General features: G+C 59.4%; 12 protein-coding genes. All 12 read left to right on the forward strand.

Translation table 11 applies throughout. From position 1 onward, the window contains the following. The 12 genes from tssK to tssA all read left to right on the forward strand — a co-directional run bounded on the left by tssK (position 1) and on the right by tssA (position 18,855). A complete protein-coding gene (gene tssK, locus ACYU03_RS11685) occupies positions 1-1,353 on the forward strand; it encodes a type VI secretion system baseplate subunit TssK (protein WP_461890868.1) in 1,353 nt (450 codons plus the stop codon). Then, on the forward strand, positions 1,350-2,033 hold the full coding sequence (tssL, locus tag ACYU03_RS11690) for a type VI secretion system protein TssL, short form (protein ID WP_461890869.1): 684 nt from the start codon (positions 1,350-1,352) through the stop codon (positions 2,031-2,033). Before tssK ends, tssL begins: the two co-directional genes overlap by 4 nt. A gap of 10 nt (positions 2,034-2,043) precedes the next feature. After that, entirely contained in the window at positions 2,044-3,714 is a 1,671-nt protein-coding gene (locus tag ACYU03_RS11695) for an OmpA family protein (RefSeq protein WP_461890871.1), read from the forward strand. A 17-nt stretch (positions 3,715-3,731) separates the two neighbouring features. Then, on the forward strand, positions 3,732-4,232 hold the full coding sequence (locus tag ACYU03_RS11700; RefSeq protein WP_461890873.1) for an Hcp family type VI secretion system effector: 501 nt from the start codon (positions 3,732-3,734) through the stop codon (positions 4,230-4,232). Between the two features lie 173 nt (positions 4,233-4,405). Beyond that, positions 4,406-6,922, forward strand: a complete 2,517-nt coding sequence (locus tag ACYU03_RS11705) for a type VI secretion system Vgr family protein (protein ID WP_461890875.1) — start codon at positions 4,406-4,408, stop codon at positions 6,920-6,922. Next, positions 6,919-9,249 (forward strand): hypothetical protein, encoded by a 2,331-nt coding sequence (locus ACYU03_RS11710; protein ID WP_461890877.1) that lies wholly within the window; start codon positions 6,919-6,921, stop codon positions 9,247-9,249. Before ACYU03_RS11705 ends, ACYU03_RS11710 begins: the two co-directional genes overlap by 4 nt. Before the next feature lie 109 nt (positions 9,250-9,358). Continuing rightward, positions 9,359-10,291, forward strand: a complete 933-nt coding sequence (locus ACYU03_RS11715) for a formylglycine-generating enzyme family protein (protein WP_461890879.1) — start codon at positions 9,359-9,361, stop codon at positions 10,289-10,291. Between the two features lie 479 nt (positions 10,292-10,770). Continuing rightward, a complete protein-coding gene (locus ACYU03_RS11720) occupies positions 10,771-11,703 on the forward strand; it encodes a formylglycine-generating enzyme family protein (RefSeq protein ID WP_461890880.1) in 933 nt (310 codons plus the stop codon). A 289-nt stretch (positions 11,704-11,992) separates the two neighbouring features. Continuing rightward, the gene (locus tag ACYU03_RS11725) at positions 11,993-12,691 is read left to right on the forward strand and encodes a DUF3592 domain-containing protein (RefSeq protein ID WP_461890882.1); all 699 of its coding nucleotides are present in this window, start codon (positions 11,993-11,995) and stop codon (positions 12,689-12,691) included. Between the two features lie 67 nt (positions 12,692-12,758). Next, positions 12,759-13,970: a hypothetical protein gene (locus ACYU03_RS11730; RefSeq protein ID WP_461890884.1), complete on the forward strand. Its 1,212-nt coding sequence runs from the start codon at positions 12,759-12,761 to the stop codon at positions 13,968-13,970. Next, positions 13,967-17,272, forward strand: coding sequence for an ImcF-related family protein (locus ACYU03_RS11735; RefSeq protein ID WP_461890886.1), 3,306 nt, complete (start codon positions 13,967-13,969; stop codon positions 17,270-17,272). The genes ACYU03_RS11730 and ACYU03_RS11735 overlap by 4 nt, the downstream gene beginning before the upstream one ends. Beyond that, positions 17,269-18,855 carry a type VI secretion system protein TssA gene (tssA, locus tag ACYU03_RS11740; RefSeq protein ID WP_461890888.1) on the forward strand — a complete coding sequence of 529 codons (1,587 nt, stop codon included), beginning with the start codon at positions 17,269-17,271 and terminating at the stop codon, positions 18,853-18,855. Before ACYU03_RS11735 ends, tssA begins: the two co-directional genes overlap by 4 nt. The last annotated feature ends 19 nt before the right edge of the window (positions 18,856-18,874 follow it).

An 18,874-nucleotide genomic window follows, 5' to 3' on the forward strand; every position in this document is an offset into this window, starting at 1 on the left:
ATGATGATCGACCGCCCCCTGTGGGCTGCGGGCGCCTTGCTGTCACCCCAGCAATTCCAGCAGCAGGCGCGCTGGGAGGCCTGGACCAACGACTGCCTTGCCCATTTGTCCCTGATGCACCCTTGGGGCGTTCTGGCCGTGGCCTTCGACCTAGAGGCGTTGCGCCTGGGCAAGCTCAAGGCCAGCCAACTGCGCCTGCGTCTGCCAGACGGCACGCTGGTCGACAGTGCCTATGTAGACCCTTTGCCGCCAGCGCTGGACTTGTGGCGTCTGCCGGCGCAAGAGCAGCAAGCGACCGTGGTGCTGGCGCTGCCGCTGGAGCAGGCCAATGGCAGCAATTGCCAGTTCGCCGAAGGCCGGGCCGAGCGGCCCATGCGGTATCGCCAGGCTTGGCGAGAGGTTCAGGACCTGTATGGTGATGAACGTGAGTCCATCGGCGTGCTGGAGCATGTGCTCAGCCTGCGTTTGGCCAGTGATGACAATGCTGACTACCAAACTTGTCCGCTCGCCCGCCTGATGCGGGACGGACAGGGCCGTTGGAGCCTGGATCCTGGCTACGTGCCACCCCTGCTGAGCTTTTCCGCCCATGGGGGCCTACTGATGCAACTGGACAACCTGCTCACCCAGTTGTCGAGCAGGCGGCAGCGCCTAATGAGCATGCGTCGCGAAAGCAACCAGCGCATGGCGGACTTCGCGGTGGCCGATGTGTCGTTGTTCTGGTTGCTCAACGCCATGAACACCTACCAACCGGTGCTGGCAGACCTCAGGGCCCATCCGGCCAGGCACCCCGAACAGGTGTATCTGGAACTGGTTCGGTTGGCGGGGAGCCTGCTGACCTTTTCCCTGGAGCACGACGTCGAGCTGATCCCGGCCTATCACCACGAACGGCTGGAAACCGTATTCCCGCCTTTGATGCGGCTCATTTCCAGCCTGCTCGAGGCCAGCTTGCCTTCGCGTGTGATCGCCTTGCGCCTGGAAGCCGTCGGTGCCCATCGCTGGCAGGTCACGCTGGACGATATGCGTTTGCGTGACAGCGACGGGGTCGACTTTTATTTGTCCGTGCGCTGCGCCTTGCCTGCTGCGCAAGTGCAAAGCCAGTTCCCACGCCTGTGCAAGGTCGGCACACCCGACGAAGTCGACCGTCTGGTCAACGCTGCGCTCGATGGTGTCCCCCTGCAATCGCTTGCGCACGTACCGGCGGCTGTGCCATTGCGTCTGGAGAACCAATACTTTGCCCTCGACCTCTCTCATGCCAAGGCACGGGCGATGCTCGCTGAAGGGGTCTGTGCCGTCTATGTGCCGGGCACGCTGGCTGATGTGAAGCTCGAACTGTTCGCGGTGTTGCGCGCATGAGCCGGACAGCCACGGAACAGCAACTGGCAGCCGCTACGCTGATCGACAGTTTGTTGCAGAACAGCTACCTGCTGGTTGTCGAGCTTCAATACGGGGCGACGGCTGTCGAAGACAGTGCACTGTGGGTGCGTTGCGTCCAGCAGGTCGAAACGCTCCGCCAAGCGCTCGGGCAGGCAGGTCTCGGTTCGCGCAGCGTCGACCTGGTTAGCCATGCCCTGTGTGCGTTGCTGGACGAGACAGTCCTGAACTGCGCCAAGGGGCAGGTCCATGCCGGCTGGGTGGGCCAACCCCTGCAGGCCAGGTTTTTCAATCATTACCAGGCGGGCGAATTCTTTTATGAAGAGTTGCGCGAAGTGCTGCGAGAGGCTTCCCCGGATCTTCATGTCCTCACCGCATTCCAGCGTGTGCTGGCGCTCGGTTTCCGTGGGCGCTACAGCCAGATCGACGATCCCGAGCGCGTGCAACTGCTGGAGGACCTGCAGGCGCGGGTCGCGCCACTGAGTCCAGCCCGACCGATGCTCACCCAGGCAAGCGTCGGAACAGGCTCAGCCCTTATGCGTGGTCTGCGTTCACCCTGGGTCCACGCCGGGGTGGTGATGCTGTTGCTGATCGGTACCTGGTGGATGTTGGACCATCGGTTGGACTCCCTGGTGGCTTCGCTTGCGCGAGGGCTGTCATGAGGAGGCTCAGGTGACGCTGAAGCAAATCCGCGCCCTTTGGCTTTGGGCGGCAAGCCTGGCCCTGGTACTGCTGGTTGTGATGCCGGGCCCTGTTTGGCTGCGTGCCATGCTCGTACTGGCGGTCACGATTGTGGTCTTGCTTGCCTGGCAGCGGACAGCAGAGCGAGGTATTGGCGGCCTTCGATTGGCGAGCGGTGCCTCCTTGCCCGCTGACGACTATGCGCAACCCATCGTGCTGGTTTGTGGGGATGGCCTGGAGGCATTGTTTGGCCAAGCATCCGATGAACAGTTGACCTTGCGAGTGACGGATCGGGCCTGCTACGTGCGCGTTGCTTCGATCGACCGGCTCGAACCGATCCTTACCGGGTTGGAAGCGGCGCGTCCGCTGTGGCGCAGTCGTTTCAGCGTGATGTTGGTCATCAACCCAGGCGTGCATGAAGACGCTGCGGTGCTGGCCGGTCAACTGCGGGCGATGCGCCAACGCTTGTCCCTACTCGGGCGTCGCGTTTTGCCGCTGATGCTGCTCAGCTACCTGGACATGCCGCAGAGCGAGGGGGCTTGGTTCAGTTGGCAACCGGGTGCGTCACGACCGCTGGTGCATGAGGCCAGTAGGGGGTGCGACTTGGCGCACTGGCAGCAGGATGGCGTGGGGACTGTGCAGCGCGCAACCCGGTTACAAGCCTGCGTGCGACTGGATGCTGCCTCGGCCTGGCTGAACGAGCAGGTCTTGCCCTACCTGGCTTGCCCGGTGCTGGCCTGGGTCATCAAGCCTGTGCCCTCGATGGCCGGCCTACCGAGCAACCTGTGGCAGCAATGGCTGCTGGAGAGGGTGTCGCTGTGCGGGGCGCCACGGCAATCAAGCATGGCGCAATTGCCATTTCCCGACCCGCTTTTGCACCTGCTGCCTCGGACCCGGCCCAGATCAGACGGGCGCACGAGCAGCATTGCCTTGTGGTTGTTCGGACTCGCCGGCGTCGTGGCATTGGCCAGCTCCGCCTGGCAGAACACCCTGTTGGTGCGTCAGGTCAGCGACGACCTTCAGCGCCACGCCCGAGCCTCATCGGTAGGGCCGCTGTCGATGCTTGAGCCTGCCTTGCAGGCACTGCATGAGGATGCTTTGCGGCTGGACAACTACTACCGCCAGGGCGAGCCACTAGCACTGGGGTTTGGCCTGTATCGCGGCGAAGCGCTGCGCGGCCTGGTGCATGCAGCCATTGCCGGGCACCGCCAATCGTTGCAAGTGCCCGCGCGGGCATCGATACCTGGCTCGATCCGCCTAGACAGCCTGTCGTTGTTCGCGGTGGGCAGTGCCGAACTCAAGCCGGCAGCGACCAAGGTGCTGGTCAATGCCCTGGCCGGTATCAAGGCACGGCCAGGGTGGCTGATCGTTATCGCTGGGCATACCGATGCCAGCGGCCAGCCTCAACGCAATCTGGCGCTGTCCCGGGCGAGGGCAGCAGCGGTGCATGACTGGATGCGCCGCATGGGCGACATCCCGGACAGTTGTTTCGCGGTGCAGGGGTTTGGCGCCAGTCAGCCCGTTGCCAGCAATGACAGTGAAGCCGGGCGCAAGGCCAACCGGCGCGTTGATATCCGCCTGATACCCGCAGCAGGAGCCTGTGAGTCGCCTGTCGTGGGAGAGGGTGCACAACCTGGGCCACATGCCGCGGCCCTCATGTAACTAAAAAGGAGTTTCACATGGCAATTCCGGTTTACCTCTGGCTGAAAAATGACGGTGATTCACCTATCAACGGTTCGGTGAATGTGAAGGACCGCGAGGGGAGCATTGAAGTGGTTGCCCTGGACCATGGCCTCAATATCCCGACCGATAACAGCACTGGAAAGCTGACTGGCACGCGTGTTCATGCCCCGTACCTGATCACCAAGGAGATCGATGCATCCACTCCCTATCTGTACAAGGCGGTGACCACCGGGCAGACCCTCAAGTCAGCCGAATTCAAGTTCTACAAGATCGATGATGCTGGGCAGGAAGTGGAGTACTTCAACACCAAGCTGGAGAACGTCAAGGTAGTCAAGGTGTCCGCGCTGATGCACGACATAAAGGACCCGGCCAAGGAAAAGCACAACCACTTGGAGGAGGTCGAGTTGCGCTACGAGAAGATCACGTGGGGCTACACGGACGGCAACATCATTCACGCGGACTCCTGGGATGAGCGCAAGGCAGCACCTGCTGCCTGATCGCTGTACCTAGCAGCCCCGGTACTGGGTCGAGCATTCGTTGATGGATGCTTGGCCTGGCACGGTGCTTTTCCCGATCTCGCAAAAGGATCTGCCCATGGAATCCAACGCTTCCTGCCTTCTTTGGCGGTTCGCTCCCTATTGCGCGCATGCGATGAGCGCGGCTGCCTGATATGTCCGAATCACCACAGCTATTTTTCGATCACCGTCAGCACCGACTCCAGGTCATTGGTGTCAAGGCACCTCTCGATGTGCTGGCCTTCGAACACCAAGAGGCGCTGAGTGAGCCCTTCACCTGTCGGATCGAATTCACCAGCAGCGATCTTGATATTGACGTTGCCCTAGTCCTCAACCGGCCCGCGTGTTTCAGCCTGCTTGGGTCGTCGTCGGTGGCGATCCCCGGCCTGCCTGTCCCCGAGCAGGCGCGGCTGCGCGTCTTGCGGGGCGTCGTCACTGGGTTTCAACGCTTAGCCGGATCGGTAGACGAGGCACGTTACGCGCTCACCCTGCAACCTCGCTTGGCCCTGCTTGGGCGGGGTTGCCAGTACCGGATCTATCAGAACAAGTCGGTGCCGGAGATCGTCGAGCACATCCTGCGCGAGCGCCACGGTTTTCAAGGCCAGGACTTCTCCTTTGATCTTGGTCACGATTACCCACGGCGGGAGCAGGTAATGCAGTACGGTGAGAGCGACCTGGCCTTTATCGCCCGGCTGTTGGCCGAGGTCGGCATCTGCTACCGCTTCACCTGCAGCGAGAAGCTGAGTATCGATGTGGTGGCGTTCCATGACGGCCAGCGTGGTCTCGAATTCGGTGTCAGCTTGCCCTATCGTCCACAGTCCGGCTTGAGCAGTACGGGCCAGGACGGTGTGTGGCAGTTGCAGTCGCGCCACCAGGTGGTGGAGCAGGCGGTGAGTGTGCGTGCCTATCACCATCGGGATGCCTACCGCCACCTCGATGGCGAGGTCGACCAGACCTGTGGTTCGATGCTCACCTATGGCGAGGCCTATCACTATGCCGAGCCTTACACTCAGCTTGGTGATGCCCTGGCCCGGCATGAGCAGTTGACCTGCGAAAGCGGCTACTTCCATGCCCGCCTGCGCCATGATCGCTATCTCAACCAGCAGGTCCGCCTCAGTGGCCAGAGCAGCAGCGCCAGCCTGGCTGCCGGCCAAGTGCTGAATATTACCGGCGGCGCGCCCCAGGCTTTTCTACCGCGGGTCGTGATCACTGCCGTGAAGACCCGTGCCGCTCGTGACCGCAGCCTCGAGGTGAGCTTCGAGGCCATGCCTTACTCGGAAGACGTGTGCTTCCGTCCGGCCGTGCCGCCCAAGCCGCGCATCGCCGGCACACTGCCCGCGCGGGTGACCAGTACGCGCAAAGGCGACCCCTATGCCCATATCGATGGCGAAGGCCGCTACCGGGTCAACTTCCTGTTCGACCGCGATAGTTGGGCGGCAGGCCAGGAGAGTGCCTGCTTGCGCCTGGCCCGTCCCTATGCCGGCGACACCTATGGTCTGCACCTGCCGTTGCTGGCCGGTACCGAAGTGGCGGTGGCCTTCGAGCAGGGTGACCCTGACCGCCCGTACATAGCCCACGCCCTGCACGACAGCCGCCACCCCGACCACGTAACCCTGGGTAACTATAAGCGTAACGTCCTACGCACTCCGGCCAACAACAAACTGCGCCTGGACGACAGCCGTGGCCAGGAACACATCAAGCTGAGCACCGAACAGGGTGGCAAGAGCCAACTGAACCTGGGGCATCTGGTTAATGAGAAGAAGCACAGGCGAGGGGAAGGGTTCGAACTGCGCACCGATGCTTGGGGGGCGATTCGGGCGGGTAAAGGGGTGTTCATCAGCGCCGACCCACAGCCCAAGGGGAAGGGCGAGGTGCTCGATATGGGCGCTGCGGTGGCTCAGCTCGATTCAGCGTTGGCGCTGGTTTCCTCACTCGCTCGGAGTGCAGCTGCATCCGGAGCGCTGACGGCCGATGTAGAGGGGCAGCAAGCACTGAAACAGGTCCTTGCACGTATGGCCGGGGCCGGCCTGGTGGCTTCGGCTCCTGCTGGCATGGCATTGACCACGGCGGGCAACCTTCAGCTTTCGACAGGTCGCAACCTGACCGCAACGGCTGGCGACAGCACCGACATCAGCGTGTTCAGGCGCTTCAGTCTTGCGGCAGGCGAGGCCATCAGCCTGTTTGCCCAGAAACTTGGCTTGAAGTTCTTCGCCGCCCACGGCCCAGTGGAGATTCAGGCGCAGACCGATGCGATGACCTTACAGGCTGATAAGGACATGAGCCTGGCCAGCGTCGATGGTGAGATCCACCTTAACGCCCGGCATGGCATCACATTGGTCAGCCGGGGGGCCTACATCAAGCTCAAGGACGGCTCCATCGAAATCGGTGCGCCCGGTGAGCTTCGTATCCGTAATGACCATATCGAATGTGGAGGCGCAGCGTCACTCGACAAGGCTCTGAGCGCCATGACGCCTCAGGACCCTGTGTATTGGTTCCCGAATCAAGGCTGTTTCCAGGTACTTGACAAGGCGAATGGCCAACCCAAACCCCATGTGGCGTACCGCCTCGAAACCGGCGATGGCAGCGTGGTGCGAGGAGTGACCGATGGGCACGGCTACACCCAAGGCCACCACGGCCTGGAGCCACAAGACATCAAGGTGTTTTTCGAATGATCAAGGAGATCGATCCCATGGCGCAAACAGAGACGCCCGCGGGGCAGGGACGGACGTCCAGGCAGGGCAGCGTCACAGTGGTTGAACACCAGTCGGTGCAATGCTACTTCCGACCGGATACAGAAGAGCTGGTTTTCCTCGCCGACAGCGAGGCCGGTGAGTTCGAAGTCCACTGGCAAGAAATGCTGACTCGCATGAGTGCTTTCCACAGCGCCAATGCCGGTTACTCCAGTGCCTTGGAGCGCTATGCCAAGGCGTATTCCAGCCCAGGGGCCTTGGCGCTGGTGGTCGAGCCCGAGATGAAAGCGCTCAGGGCCGCGGAGGAAGTGCTGGAGCAACGAAGAACCGCCTTGCAGGAGCACTTGGGCCAATTCTCCGCCGAGGGCATGCGCTATGACGACGTCATCGAACTCCTGCCAATCGCCGACACCCGCAAACGCAGTAATCAATCTGGCAAGGGGCGGAGCGGGCACCGTTATGTGTATGTCAAGAAACGCTACTACGACGTCAAGCAGCAGCGCATGCACAAGGTTTCCCTGAAAGCCAAGGACAAGCAGGGCGCCAGCGAAAGCATCTACAGCAGGGACAAGAACGGCAAGATGCGTATCGACACCGGCAAGCTGCGCAAGCAGTTGACGACCCTGCAGTCGCCGACGCTCAAGCTGGGGCTGAAGGATGTGGCCAGGCTGTTCGGTTTCGAGGATCCAACAGCGGATTTGAACACCGAAGGTACGGTGGACTGGAAACCCTTTGGCTTCGAACTGTTCAGTTGGGCCGAGCGTTGGAATGAAAGCCTGCAAGGTGAGGATCAATGGGGGGACAGCGTGGACGTCTCCGCCAGTGCACAGTTCATGCGCTACGCCAGCAACGTGGGCGTCAATGCTGAGTACGATCCCGTCACGGGTCAGGTTTTGTTCAAGGGTGAAGGCCAAACCAATCTTGCCTTGGCGTCCGGAACCGCCCAGCTTTCAGCCTATGTGCCGGATCGCCTTGGCTGGTCTCTGAAGTACACGAACCAGCGCGGCCAGGTATTCGACATGGGCATGTTGCGTGCCCATATCAATCCGCAATTGAAGGGTTTTATCGGCGCGTCGGTCTTGCTGGAAGGCCAGCTTCAGGTGGTGGTGAAGGACGATCAGCAGATACTCGCGGGCCAGCCTGGCGGACGCCTGCCCCGTTTCAGTGAAAGGAAGGCCAGGGGAGCGGCTTTCCACCAACAAATGGAGGCTGAAGATGAAGGCCTCAGCTTGAGTAGCCAGACCTTTGCCGGCATACAGGTGGAGGGCCGCCTCAAAGGTGCTTTGCAGTGGCTTAAACCTGCGCCGCCGCCCGACATGAATGGCCCCGCTGCAGCGATATTGAAATCGACTGGAGAGTTTACCGACTTCTGCAGCATCACCAGCGAGGTTGGCGGTCTGGCCGGCGTAGGGGCGGGCGGCAAGTTTTACTGCACCTTTATCAATGGGAAGTTCTGCTTTCATGTTGCAGCCAGTCTGTGCTGGGGACGGGGTGCAAAGGGAGGGTTAATTGGAGAGGTAAGTGTCGCCAATATTGTGGAGTTCGGCAGTTGGTTGGTTTATCAGTTATATGGGCTGAATTATAGTTTCTTGGATTTGATCGATTCAGGAGCTTTTAAGGCTTATACCGCAATCTGCGTAATGCAAATGGCATTCCCAAGGCGGGGGATTTATGGATCCTATAATGATGTCAACAGATCTGTTGGCCAGGTTGTGGCAGACTTATCCAAATTTGTCGAAAGTCTCTGGAAGTCGGGGGATGATGGGTTGAATGGTTCTAGGCGTAGAAATGATCTAGCGGCTAGAGTGGTTAGAAGTCATAACGATTTGTTGAGGTTTACTCCAGAGGGGAAAGGGGTTCTTCTTTACTTACTGACGCGACATGGAATTTGGGATCATATGGACTTGGAGAATTATGGTGAAGGTTTAATTCCTGATATTTATCAGCAGAGAAAAGAGGCTGTAATCCTGGTCCTGACCAGTATTCAGACGAAGGCTGAGTGGCGAAAGGTTTTGTGCCGCATGACACCTGATGGCTCAACTCTTGCTAGCTCAAGTAATGAATTTTCTACTGCAGATGCGCAAGAACAACATCTTGTGAATTTTCTGAAGGAAGGGTTTGATCGTGATCATGATTTGCTCAAGGCCAAGGAGGAATTGCTGGCGATCCGTGGTCGCTTGAAAGTAGAGGTGGCTTGGGGGTATGCCTTGGCAATGAATGATTCTTTTTATTATAGGGTGAATAGTATTGCTGATGTGCACTATTGCCGGCGTGGTAGTTTCGGTCCGTGTGTAGAAATGGGTGTTTAATTTTTGAATTTTTTTGGGTGTTATGAATATAAAAGTCTGGGTGTTTGGCTTGGTTTTGGGTCTGGTTGCGGGATGTGACGAGAAAGTTGCTACGCAAGCGGTATCGCACGTGAACTTGGATAAAGTGAGGGGGTTTTCTGATGTTGTGAAGCAACAGCTTGTGTTTGTCGAAGGGGGTGAGTTTTTGATGGGGGACTTCGGCTCGAAGTTCGGGAAAGAAGGATTGCCTTATGATAGAAATAAAGATAGCAAGCCATTGCATCGGGTGTCTCTGACATCTTTCTCTATTTCCAAGTATAAGGTGACTAATCAGGAATTTCAGTTTTATTTGGACTCCAACGGATTGGAACTTCGAGAGGGGGTGCCGGGAAGCCAAGAGAATTGGCAGAAAATCAGCGTTCCATCCAATCTTCCTGCGCATATGGACTGGTATGAAGCAGAAAAATATTGTGCCTGGTTAGCGGAAGTTACGAGCTTGCCATTTTCCTTGCCGACGGAGGCCCAGTGGGAGTATGCCGCGCGCAGTCGTGGACAATACCTGGCGGTGGCGACAGATGATGGTACGTACAGAATTACCAAAGACCCGATAACTGAAGAGTGGAGAGACGGCCCTAAAGGCATCAATATATCTACAGAGTGGGATAGGAAGGCGTTTGCCAAGGAGATGGGATGGAAAACAGATTCCCTAACCCCGCTACCGGTCGATGGATTTCCACCTAATCCGTTGGGGGTTTATGCCATGTCGGATAATGGCTTGGAGTGGATCAAAGATTGGTATGATCCAGACTATTATAAGATCTCACCCATTCTTGATCCACAAGGGCCTGATGAGGCAGTCCATAAAGATCACCTTGGCCAATATACAAAGGTCTTACGTGGGCAGGAGTATGCGAATCCCATCTGGGGAGGCGGAGTCAATGTTCATAGACTGTTTGGAAGTCCTAATGGAATTGATAGCGACTTTGGTGATCCGTACTTAAGTTCCAAAACAGCTCGCTGTGTAGTAAATAGCCCGGAGCGCATTAATAAAACCGCTCAATAGTCATGCGTTTGATTGGAGAGTGATAGGCGGTGGTTATAGACACTAACCCGATCCCAACAACCGGCCGGTCTCCACTGGGGGGGCGGCGTTCGCCAGCTACAATTTCCCATTTTGCCACCGTAACAGTGATTTGCCGTGCCCGGAAAGCGGTTGCTGAGAGGCCAGGGGAACTTCCGATTATGGCTAGCTGCGTGGTGAATGATTCGTGATGTCTTAGTTGGTGTGGCATCAATTGGCAAATAGTCGCGCTGATGGCATTGGCTCTGCGTTTTTTGTCTAAGGATATAAAGATTAGGGTGAATAGCATTGTTGATGTGCACCATTGTCGATGTGGTAGTTTCGGTCCGTGTGTAGGGAAGGATGTTTAATTTTCTTGAATTTGTTTGGGTGCTATGAATATAAGAGTCTGGGTGTTTGGCTTGGCCTTGGGTTTGGTTGCGGGATGTGACGAGAAAGTTGCTACGCAAGCGGTATCGCACGTGAGCTTGGATAAAGTGAGGGAGTTTTCTGATGTTGTGAAGCAACAGCTTGTGTTTGTCGAAGGGGGTGAGTTCTTGATGGGGGACTTCGGTTCGAGGTTTGGGAAAGAAGGATTGCCTTATGATAGGAATAAAGATAGCAAGCCATTGCACCGGGTGTCTCTGACATCTTTCTCTATTTCCAGGTATAAGGTGACCAATCAGGAATTTCAGTTTTATTTGGAGTCCAACGGCTTGGAGCTTCGAGAAGGGGTGCCGGGAAACCAAGAGGATTGGCAGAAAATCAGCGTTCCATCCAATCTTCCAGCGCATATGGACTGGTATGAAGCAGAAAAATATTGTGCCTGGTTAGCGGAAGTTACGAGCTTGCCATTTTCCTTACCGACGGAGGCCCAATGGGAATATGCCGCGCGCAGCCGTGGACAATATATGGCAGTGGCGACAGATGATGGTACGTACAGAATTACCAAAGACCCGATAACTGAAGGGTGGAGAGACGGCCCTAAAGGCATCAATATCTCTACACGGTGGGACAGGAAGGCGTTTGCCAAGGAGATGGGATGGAAAACAGATTCCCTAACCCCGCTACCGGTCGATGGTTTTCCACCTAATCCGTTGGGGGTTTATGCCATGTCGGATAATGGCTTGGAGTGGATCAAAGATTGGTATGATCCAGACTATTATAAGACCTCACCCATTCTTGATCCACAAGGACCTGATGAAGCAGTCCATAAAGATCACCTTGGCCAATATACAAAGGTCTTACGTGGGCAGGAGTATGCGAATCCCATCTGGGGAGGCGGGGTCAATGTTCATAGACTCTTTGGAAGTCCTAATGGAATTGATAGCGACTTTGGTGATCCGTACTTAAGTTCCAAAACAGCTCGCTGTGTAGTAAATAGCCCGGAGCGCATTAATAAAACCGCTCAATAGTCATGCGTTTGATTGGAGAGTGATAGGCGGTGGTTATAGACACTAACCCGATCCCAACAACCGGCCGGTCTCCATTGGGGGGGCGGCGTTCGCCAGCTACAATTTCCCATTTTGCCCCCGTAACAGTGATTTGCCGTGCCCGGAAAGCGGTTGCTGAGAGGCTAGGGGGAACTTCCGATATGGCTAGCTGCGTGGTGAATGATCCGTGACGCCTTAGTTGGTGCAGCATCAATTGGCAAATAGTCGCGCTGACGGCATTGGCTCTGCGTTTTTGTCTAAGGATATAAAGATGAAGATTTCAAGTGTGCTGAAGTACCTTTTTGTTTTTGTAGGCCTTGCAATACTGATGGCGGGTTATTCCTCCTATCAGAGGACCAAGTCCTTCCTCTCCGATGCGCTTGCTTCCCAAGGGCATGTCATTGACTTATTGAGTACCCAGGGGAGCGACTCGACTGCATACAAGGCGATAGTGCAGTTCGAAACTGGTGCGGGGCAGACCTTTGAACTCATTTCTTCGGTGGCGACCAATCCGCCTCTCTACACAGTAGGCGAGGTGGTCGAGATTCTCTATTCGCCAACGAACCCAGACGAGGCAAGGATAGACAGCTTCTTCGAAGTTTGGGGCGCGGCGACGATCTTAGGGCCCATCGGTGGTTCTTTTGTGTTAGCGGGCTCGCTGATTATTCTATTCGGTAAATGGAAAGTCCGACGCAACACCCATTTGATCCGCACTGGTGCGGTCGTAGAGGCAGGGTTTCAGGGCGTTGAGGTCAATCGTCGTGTATCCATCAATGGCCGCCATCCATATCAGATCGTGTGTCGCTGGCTCAATCCGGCCACCTCCGAACTGCATATTTTCCAGAGCGATAACCTCTGGTTCGACCCCTCGGATTTCATTGATGGTGGAAAGCTGCGGGTCTACGTCAAAAGAGGGAACCCACGGCAATACCATGTGGACCTTTCGTTTCTTCCGAAGATCGCGAAGTAGGGCACGGCTTTGGTTGTGAATGAGACCAAGGCCGGACCCGCTTCCAACCGTGACGGGGGGAAATGACATGCCCATCGATCTCAGGGCGTTGCCTGCCAAGTTGGCAATGCCTCCAGCACCGCGTCATGGACGTTGGTGGCTGGTCATTCTCTTGGGTTCGTTGATGGTGGCTGGTCTGCTCGTTCTGTTCTGGCCACAGGACAGATGGTACGGCACGCCTTGGTTCTGGAGCTGCGTCCTCGGCTTGCCGGTGATGACGGGGCTGCTCACCTACGGGGTGCGTTTGAAGGCGCATGAGCGGCGTTGCCAGTATGTCCAGAGCTGGAACCGCTGCCGAGAACAGCAGGAGCAGCAATGGTTGCAACGCGGCCAACGGCCTGTTGCCTTGCTGGACGCGGCCTATTGCACACCACTGGGCAGCAGCCGCATGGCCCAGGCATTGCGAGAGGGCAGGCGTTGCCTTCAGCCGGTCTACCTGGAGCACAGGGACGTTGTGCTGCCACTGAGCCGGTTGCTACCCGCCGCAGAGCGCTACACCAGGGATGAATACAAGCAACGCCTGCAAGGCTGCCTTGAGCGAGTGGCGAGCACGCTCGCCCCAGCGTTGCAGGGCATAGCTGGCAACCGCTCGGTGCAGGTTCGTATCCGGCACAACCAGATACTGGAGGATGAAGAGGTGGTGAACCTTTGGCGAGCAGTCGACGCCAGTGGGTGGGCCTCGGATCAGGGGCTTTGCGCCATGCGGGATGATGGATGGCTGTGGCTCGATGAGTGGCTTGACCAGCCTGAGCCCACGCCGCTGGTGCTTGCACTGGCCATCAGTCTTCATCTTGACCCGGTTGCAGGGGAGGCCGAGTCGGTATCCGCGGTATTGCTGGCTCATCCCGACCAACAGGTACAGGCGCCGCTGGCTTGGGTTCATCGACCCGTGCGTATCGGGGTGGTGGCCCAAGCCTTGGAAGACTGCCTGAACTGGGGCTGTCTCGCTGGCGAGAGAGGAGGGCTTTTCTGCTGGAAGACGCAGATGCCTGATGAACTGTCGCATGAATTGGCGCAGGCCTTGAGCACCCAAGGGTTTCCGCCGACTGGCGGCAGTGGCCATGACCTGGACGGATCTTTTGGGTTGGCCGGTTGTGCGGTTGGCAACATGGCGCTGATCAGCGCTGCCGAACAGGCTGGCGATGAAGGGCAGCCACAGTTGCTGATGCTTCGAGATGCATCAGCGCAGCTTTGCGTCGTCCGGCCGGTGTGTGGGTCTCGAATGAAGGTTCAGTCATGAATGGAAAGCGAATCGGCAGCTGGATCGTGCTGGTATGTCTGTTGGTTGTTGGGGGGTTGTTGATCTGGACAGACAACCCGATCGTGCGAGTGCCCCATGAGTCAGGCCGGTTGAAATACTCAGCTGCGCTTTTGGCCATGTGCCTGGTGCTGTTGTCCCTGGATGGGCTTGGTGTTTGGGTGGCGCAAAAACTTGGCATGCAGGAGCTGCTTTCGAAAATACAAGCGAAGTGGCCAGACCAGGCGAAGGGCGACACAGTGCTCGAGGTGGGGCTGTTGCATGACTCGAATGTGCAGTTGCTGCACCAGTACCTTCGCCGTGATGGTCGACGGCTGTTTCGGCGCAGGTTGCATGTATACCTCGTCCTCGGCCAACCCGAGCAACTCCAGGGCATCGCCCCAACCCTGGCGGGTGTGCGCTGGCAAGCCAGCGAGAACACGCTTCTGCTCTGGGGCGGCTCAGCGCAAGCAGCGGACGCCGTGGCAATCAGCATCTGCAAGCGTCTGTGCCGTTGGCGCGGCTTGGATGGCGTGGTCTGGGCACTGGATCAGGCGCAGAGCGCTGACGTGCGGCAGATGAGAGCCGGGGCCCAAGGGTTGCAGAGACTGGCCCGTGAACTCGGCTGGCAGTTGCCTGTGCACCTTTGGCAGGTCTGCGCCAGTCAGTGGCCTCAATCTGGTCGCCCGGAGCAAGCGGTAGGCTGCCAATTGCCCGTAAGGTTCGATGGCATGAAGCTACAAGCCTGCCTGGAGGGGCTGCAACACCCCTTGCGTGAAGCGGGGCTGGCCCAACTGCAGGGCAACCTGGCGCACGATTTCTTGCTGCGCTTATCCCGCGATCTGCAGGCCGGAGGCACGGCGAACTCGTGGCAGGCGCTGGAACCACTGTCCAGGACGCTTGCCCGGGAGGCAACGCTACGTGGGCTGTGGTTCAGTCTGCCGTTGTCCGCTGTCGACAGCGAGCCCCACGATTGGCCAGCGCAGCCAGCCTGGGATGGCATTCTCGGCGGGCGGCACAGGGCATCCAGGCGCTTGGGCTGGAGCTTCCCGCATGCAATCTGCGTGTTGCTACTGACATTGGCAGCGGTCTGGGGGGCAGGCTTGTTGCTATCGTTCATCAGCAACCGCGCGCAGGTGCTGCAGATGCAATCGGCGCTGGCCGAGCTGAAGCAGGTGGACAGCGATATCTCTCGGCATCAGGCGCTGGACTTCTGGGCGCGCGAGGTGGCGCGGGTGGACCATCGGGTGACGCAAGGCGCTCCGTGGTACCAGCGCTTCGGCTTGGACCAGAACCCCAAGCTGCGCGAGGCCATGTGGCCGCACTATGTGCAGGCCAGCCAGCAACTGCTGCGCGACCCGGCGCTGGCAAGCCTGATGCGGGACTTGAACGAATTGGCCAAGCTGCCGGTGAACAGTCCGGAACGCCCTCGTCGCGCCAAGGCCGGCTATGACCAGCTCAAGGCCTACCTGATGCTGGCGCGGCCCGAGCGAGTGGAGCCGGCCTTTCTGGTTCGCCAGTTGGGCGGTGATGAGCCGGGTTTGTGGCAGTTCTACGCTGAGCAGTTGGCCATCAACCCGGACTGGCACATCGAGGCCGATGCCCGCTTGGTCGCTCAGGTCCGCCGGGTCTTGCTGGAGCAGATCGGGCAGCGCACTGTCGAAGCCAATCTGTACCAGCAAGTGCTCGACGCGAGTGCCAACCAGTACCCGCCGCTGGGCCTGGCGCAATTGGTCGGTGAGACGGATGCTGCGGCGCTGTTCACCACTGACCGCGAGGTCCCCGGAGTGTTCACCCGCCAGGCCTGGGAAGCGCAGGTGCGTCCGGCCATTGACGCCGTGGCCGAGGCCCGGCGCCAGGAGATCGACTGGGTGCTCAGCGACCAGCCCGACGACATTGCTGTGCAACTGACGCCGGAACAGCTGCGCGAACGCCTCACCGAGCGCTACTTCCTCGACTATGGCAATGCCTGGTTGGACTTTCTCAACAGCCTGCGCTGGCGGCGTAGCGACAGCCTGGTCGGGATCATCGACCAACTGACGCTGGTCAGCGATACCCGTCAGTCGCCGCTGATCGCCCTGATGAACACCCTGGCCTACCAGGGGCAAGCGGGTCATCGCGGCCAGGCCTTGGCCAACTCGTTGCTGCAGTCGGCGCAGAAACTGATCGGTCAGGACAAGGTCGCGGCCATCGAGCAACCGCCAGTGGGGGCTAGCGGCCCGCTGGACACGGTCTTCGCACCACTGCTGGCGCTGCTGGGCAAGGGCCCTGAGACAGGTAGCGCTGATGACAAGCTGAGCCTGCAGGCCTTCCTTACCCGGGTGACCCAAGTGCGCCTGCAACTGCAGCAGGTCAGCCAGGCGCCCGATTCCCGGGAGATGGCCCAATCCCTGGCGCAGACCGTGTTCCAGGGCAAGGCCATCGATCTCACCAGCACCCAGGCCTACGGTGGCCTGATCGCCGCCAGCCTGGGGGCGCAATGGCATGGCTTCGCCCAGGCGTTGTTCGTACAGCCTTTGGAACAGGCCTGGCAACGCGTGCTGCAGCCCTCGGCGGCCGGGCTCGACAACCAATGGCAGCGGAGCATTGTCCAGCCCTGGCAGGAGGCCTTCGTCGGGCGCTACCCGTTCGCTGTCACCGGCAGTGATGCGTCGCTGCCCATGCTGGGCCAGATGATCCGTGCCGATACGGGGCGCATCGAGCAGTTCCTGATCCGTGAATTGCGCGGCGTGCTGCGCAAGGAGGGTAGCCGCTGGGTGGACGATCCTCGTCAGGGCCAGGGCCTGCGCGTCGACCCGCATTTTCTTGAGGCAATCAACCAGCTCAGCCACCTGGCCGATGTGCTCTACACCGACGGCGGCATGGGGCTGGCATTCGAGCTGCGGGCCAAGCCGGTGCGCGATTTGGTGCAGACACGTCTGACCCTCAATGGCGAGCAGCACCTTTACTTCAATCAGCAGGAACGCTGGCAGCGCTTCAGTTGGCCCGGCCGCACCGACTATCCAGGCATCAACCTGACCTGGAGCGGGCTGTACAGCGGTGAGCGACTGCTGGCCGACTACTCGGGTACCTGGGGCCTGATTCGCCTGCTGGAGCAGGCGCAGGTCACGCCACTGGATGACCGCGACAGCCACTTTCGCTTGGTGATAGAGGCGCCTGACGGCCTTGCTTTGACGTGGCACCTGCGCACCGAACTTGGCGAAGGGCCCCTGGCATTGCTGGCCTTGCGCGGTTTCGAGCTGCCGCAACGGATCTTCTTGGAGGAGGGCCGACAGATCTATGCACGTAATGAGGTGTTCGAATGAGCCTGGAGCAATTGATTACCAACTGTCTGGGTACGCGTGATGCCCTGGCGCTGGCGCGTGAGCAGGCTGTCGCCTGGGCGGACTGGCTGCAGCCGATCAGCGCTGATCACCCTGTCGGTGAAGATCCTGGCTACGACGATGACTTCCAGTGCATGCGCGAGGAGGTCAATAAGCTTTCGGGGGCAGATGTGCAGCGGGTGATGCAACTGGCGCAGACGCTCCTGAAGCAGCGTTGTAAGGACCTGCGCGTGGCGACCTACTACCTGTGGGCGCGTCTGCATCGCGATGGCGAAGCGGGTTTGGCTGATGGCCTGGCGCTGTTGGCGGCCCTGGTCGAGCAATTTGCCGATAACCTGTTGCCCTCGCGCCCCAACAGCCGGCGTATGGCCCTGGAGTGGCTTGCCGGCGCCAAGGTGCTGGACAGCCTGTCGCGCCATCCGGAGGTGGTGAAAAGCGAGGCCGAGCGCACCGTGGCCGGGTTGGTCTGGTTGGAACGTGCTCTGCTGGCGTGGCCAGAGGACCAGAGGCCAGCCCTGGGCACCTTGTATCGCGCTCTGTCGGACAGGCTGGCGCAATCGGGCGGGGTCGATGCCATGGTGCCTCAACACAGCAGTCCGGCAACGATCAAGGCCTCGGTTGCACCGTCTGCCTGTGCCACGATCTCCTCTGGCCGTGACCTGCTGGACAATGGGCGGACTCTGGCCACTTACCTGCGCGAGCAACCCCAGGGCTGGCTGGCGGCTCATCGACTGATGAAGGCCTTGCGCTGGGATACCCTTCACCAGCCACCCCCACAGGACGTCAAAGGCCACACCCGGCTGACACCGCCGCGAGGCGAACTGCGTGCCGCCCTCAAGCGCCTGCACCTGCAGCAGCGCTGGAGCGAACTGCTCGAGCAGGCCGACGGAGCTTATGCCGAGGCGGTCAACCACTTCTGGCTGGACTTGCAGTGGTACTTGCATCAGGCCCTGGACAAGCTACCTCCGCCGCAGAACGGTTGGGCAAAAGTCATCATGCTCGATCTGGAGGCCTTGCTCGAGCGGTTGCCAGGCCTGGAGACGCTGTGCTGGAACGACGGCTCGCCGTTCGCCGACGAAGTCACCCGCGCCTGGATCAGTGAGCAGGTCCGTGGGGATAGTGCCGCGCAGTGGTTGCCTGAACCCCACGTAGCGGCGACTTGTGCTGACGCACAGATCCACGCCCTGGAGGCCGAAGCACTGGTTCAGGCCGACAGCGGCAGCGTGGAGCGGGCCTTGGCGTGGCTGGCGGCGCACCCAGGTATTCAACCAGGGCGTCAACACTGGCTGTTGCGCCTGGTGATGGCGCGCGTCGCTGAACAGTGCGGCAAGGCCGAACTGGCCATTCACCTGCTCGGCGAGTTGCAGGCCTGTGCTGACCGCCAGCGCCTGTCTGCCTGGGAGCCCGACCTCGATTTCGAAGTCAAGGCGCGGCTGCTCAAGCTATTGCGCCAGAAATCACAACGCAATGCCGCGGACAAGCATGCCCTGACCCAGCGCATGGAGAGCCTGCTCGCCGCGCTGGTGGCCATTGACCCTGTCCGTGCCGCAGTGCTGTGCGACTGACCCCGATTGGAAGCGAACA

The organism is Pseudomonas sp. X10 (assembly GCF_054889225.1).

Bases quoted from the DNA above. Each gene is read 5' to 3' on its own strand.
- ACYU03_RS11700 (WP_461890873.1), top strand. From the start codon at position 3,732: ATGGCAATTCCGGTTTACCTCTGGCTGAAAAATGACGGTGATTCACCT.
- tssK (WP_461890868.1), top strand. From the start codon at position 1: ATGATGATCGACCGCCCCCTGTGGGCTGCGGGCGCCTTGCTGTCACCC.
- ACYU03_RS11735 (WP_461890886.1), top strand. From the start codon at position 13,967: ATGAATGGAAAGCGAATCGGCAGCTGGATCGTGCTGGTATGTCTGTTG.
- tssL (WP_461890869.1), top strand. From the start codon at position 1,350: ATGAGCCGGACAGCCACGGAACAGCAACTGGCAGCCGCTACGCTGATC.
- ACYU03_RS11725 (WP_461890882.1), top strand. From the start codon at position 11,993: ATGAAGATTTCAAGTGTGCTGAAGTACCTTTTTGTTTTTGTAGGCCTT.
- ACYU03_RS11710 (WP_461890877.1), top strand. From the start codon at position 6,919: ATGATCAAGGAGATCGATCCCATGGCGCAAACAGAGACGCCCGCGGGG.
- tssA (WP_461890888.1), top strand. From the start codon at position 17,269: ATGAGCCTGGAGCAATTGATTACCAACTGTCTGGGTACGCGTGATGCC.
- ACYU03_RS11730 (WP_461890884.1), top strand. From the start codon at position 12,759: ATGCCCATCGATCTCAGGGCGTTGCCTGCCAAGTTGGCAATGCCTCCA.
- ACYU03_RS11705 (WP_461890875.1), top strand. From the start codon at position 4,406: ATGTCCGAATCACCACAGCTATTTTTCGATCACCGTCAGCACCGACTC.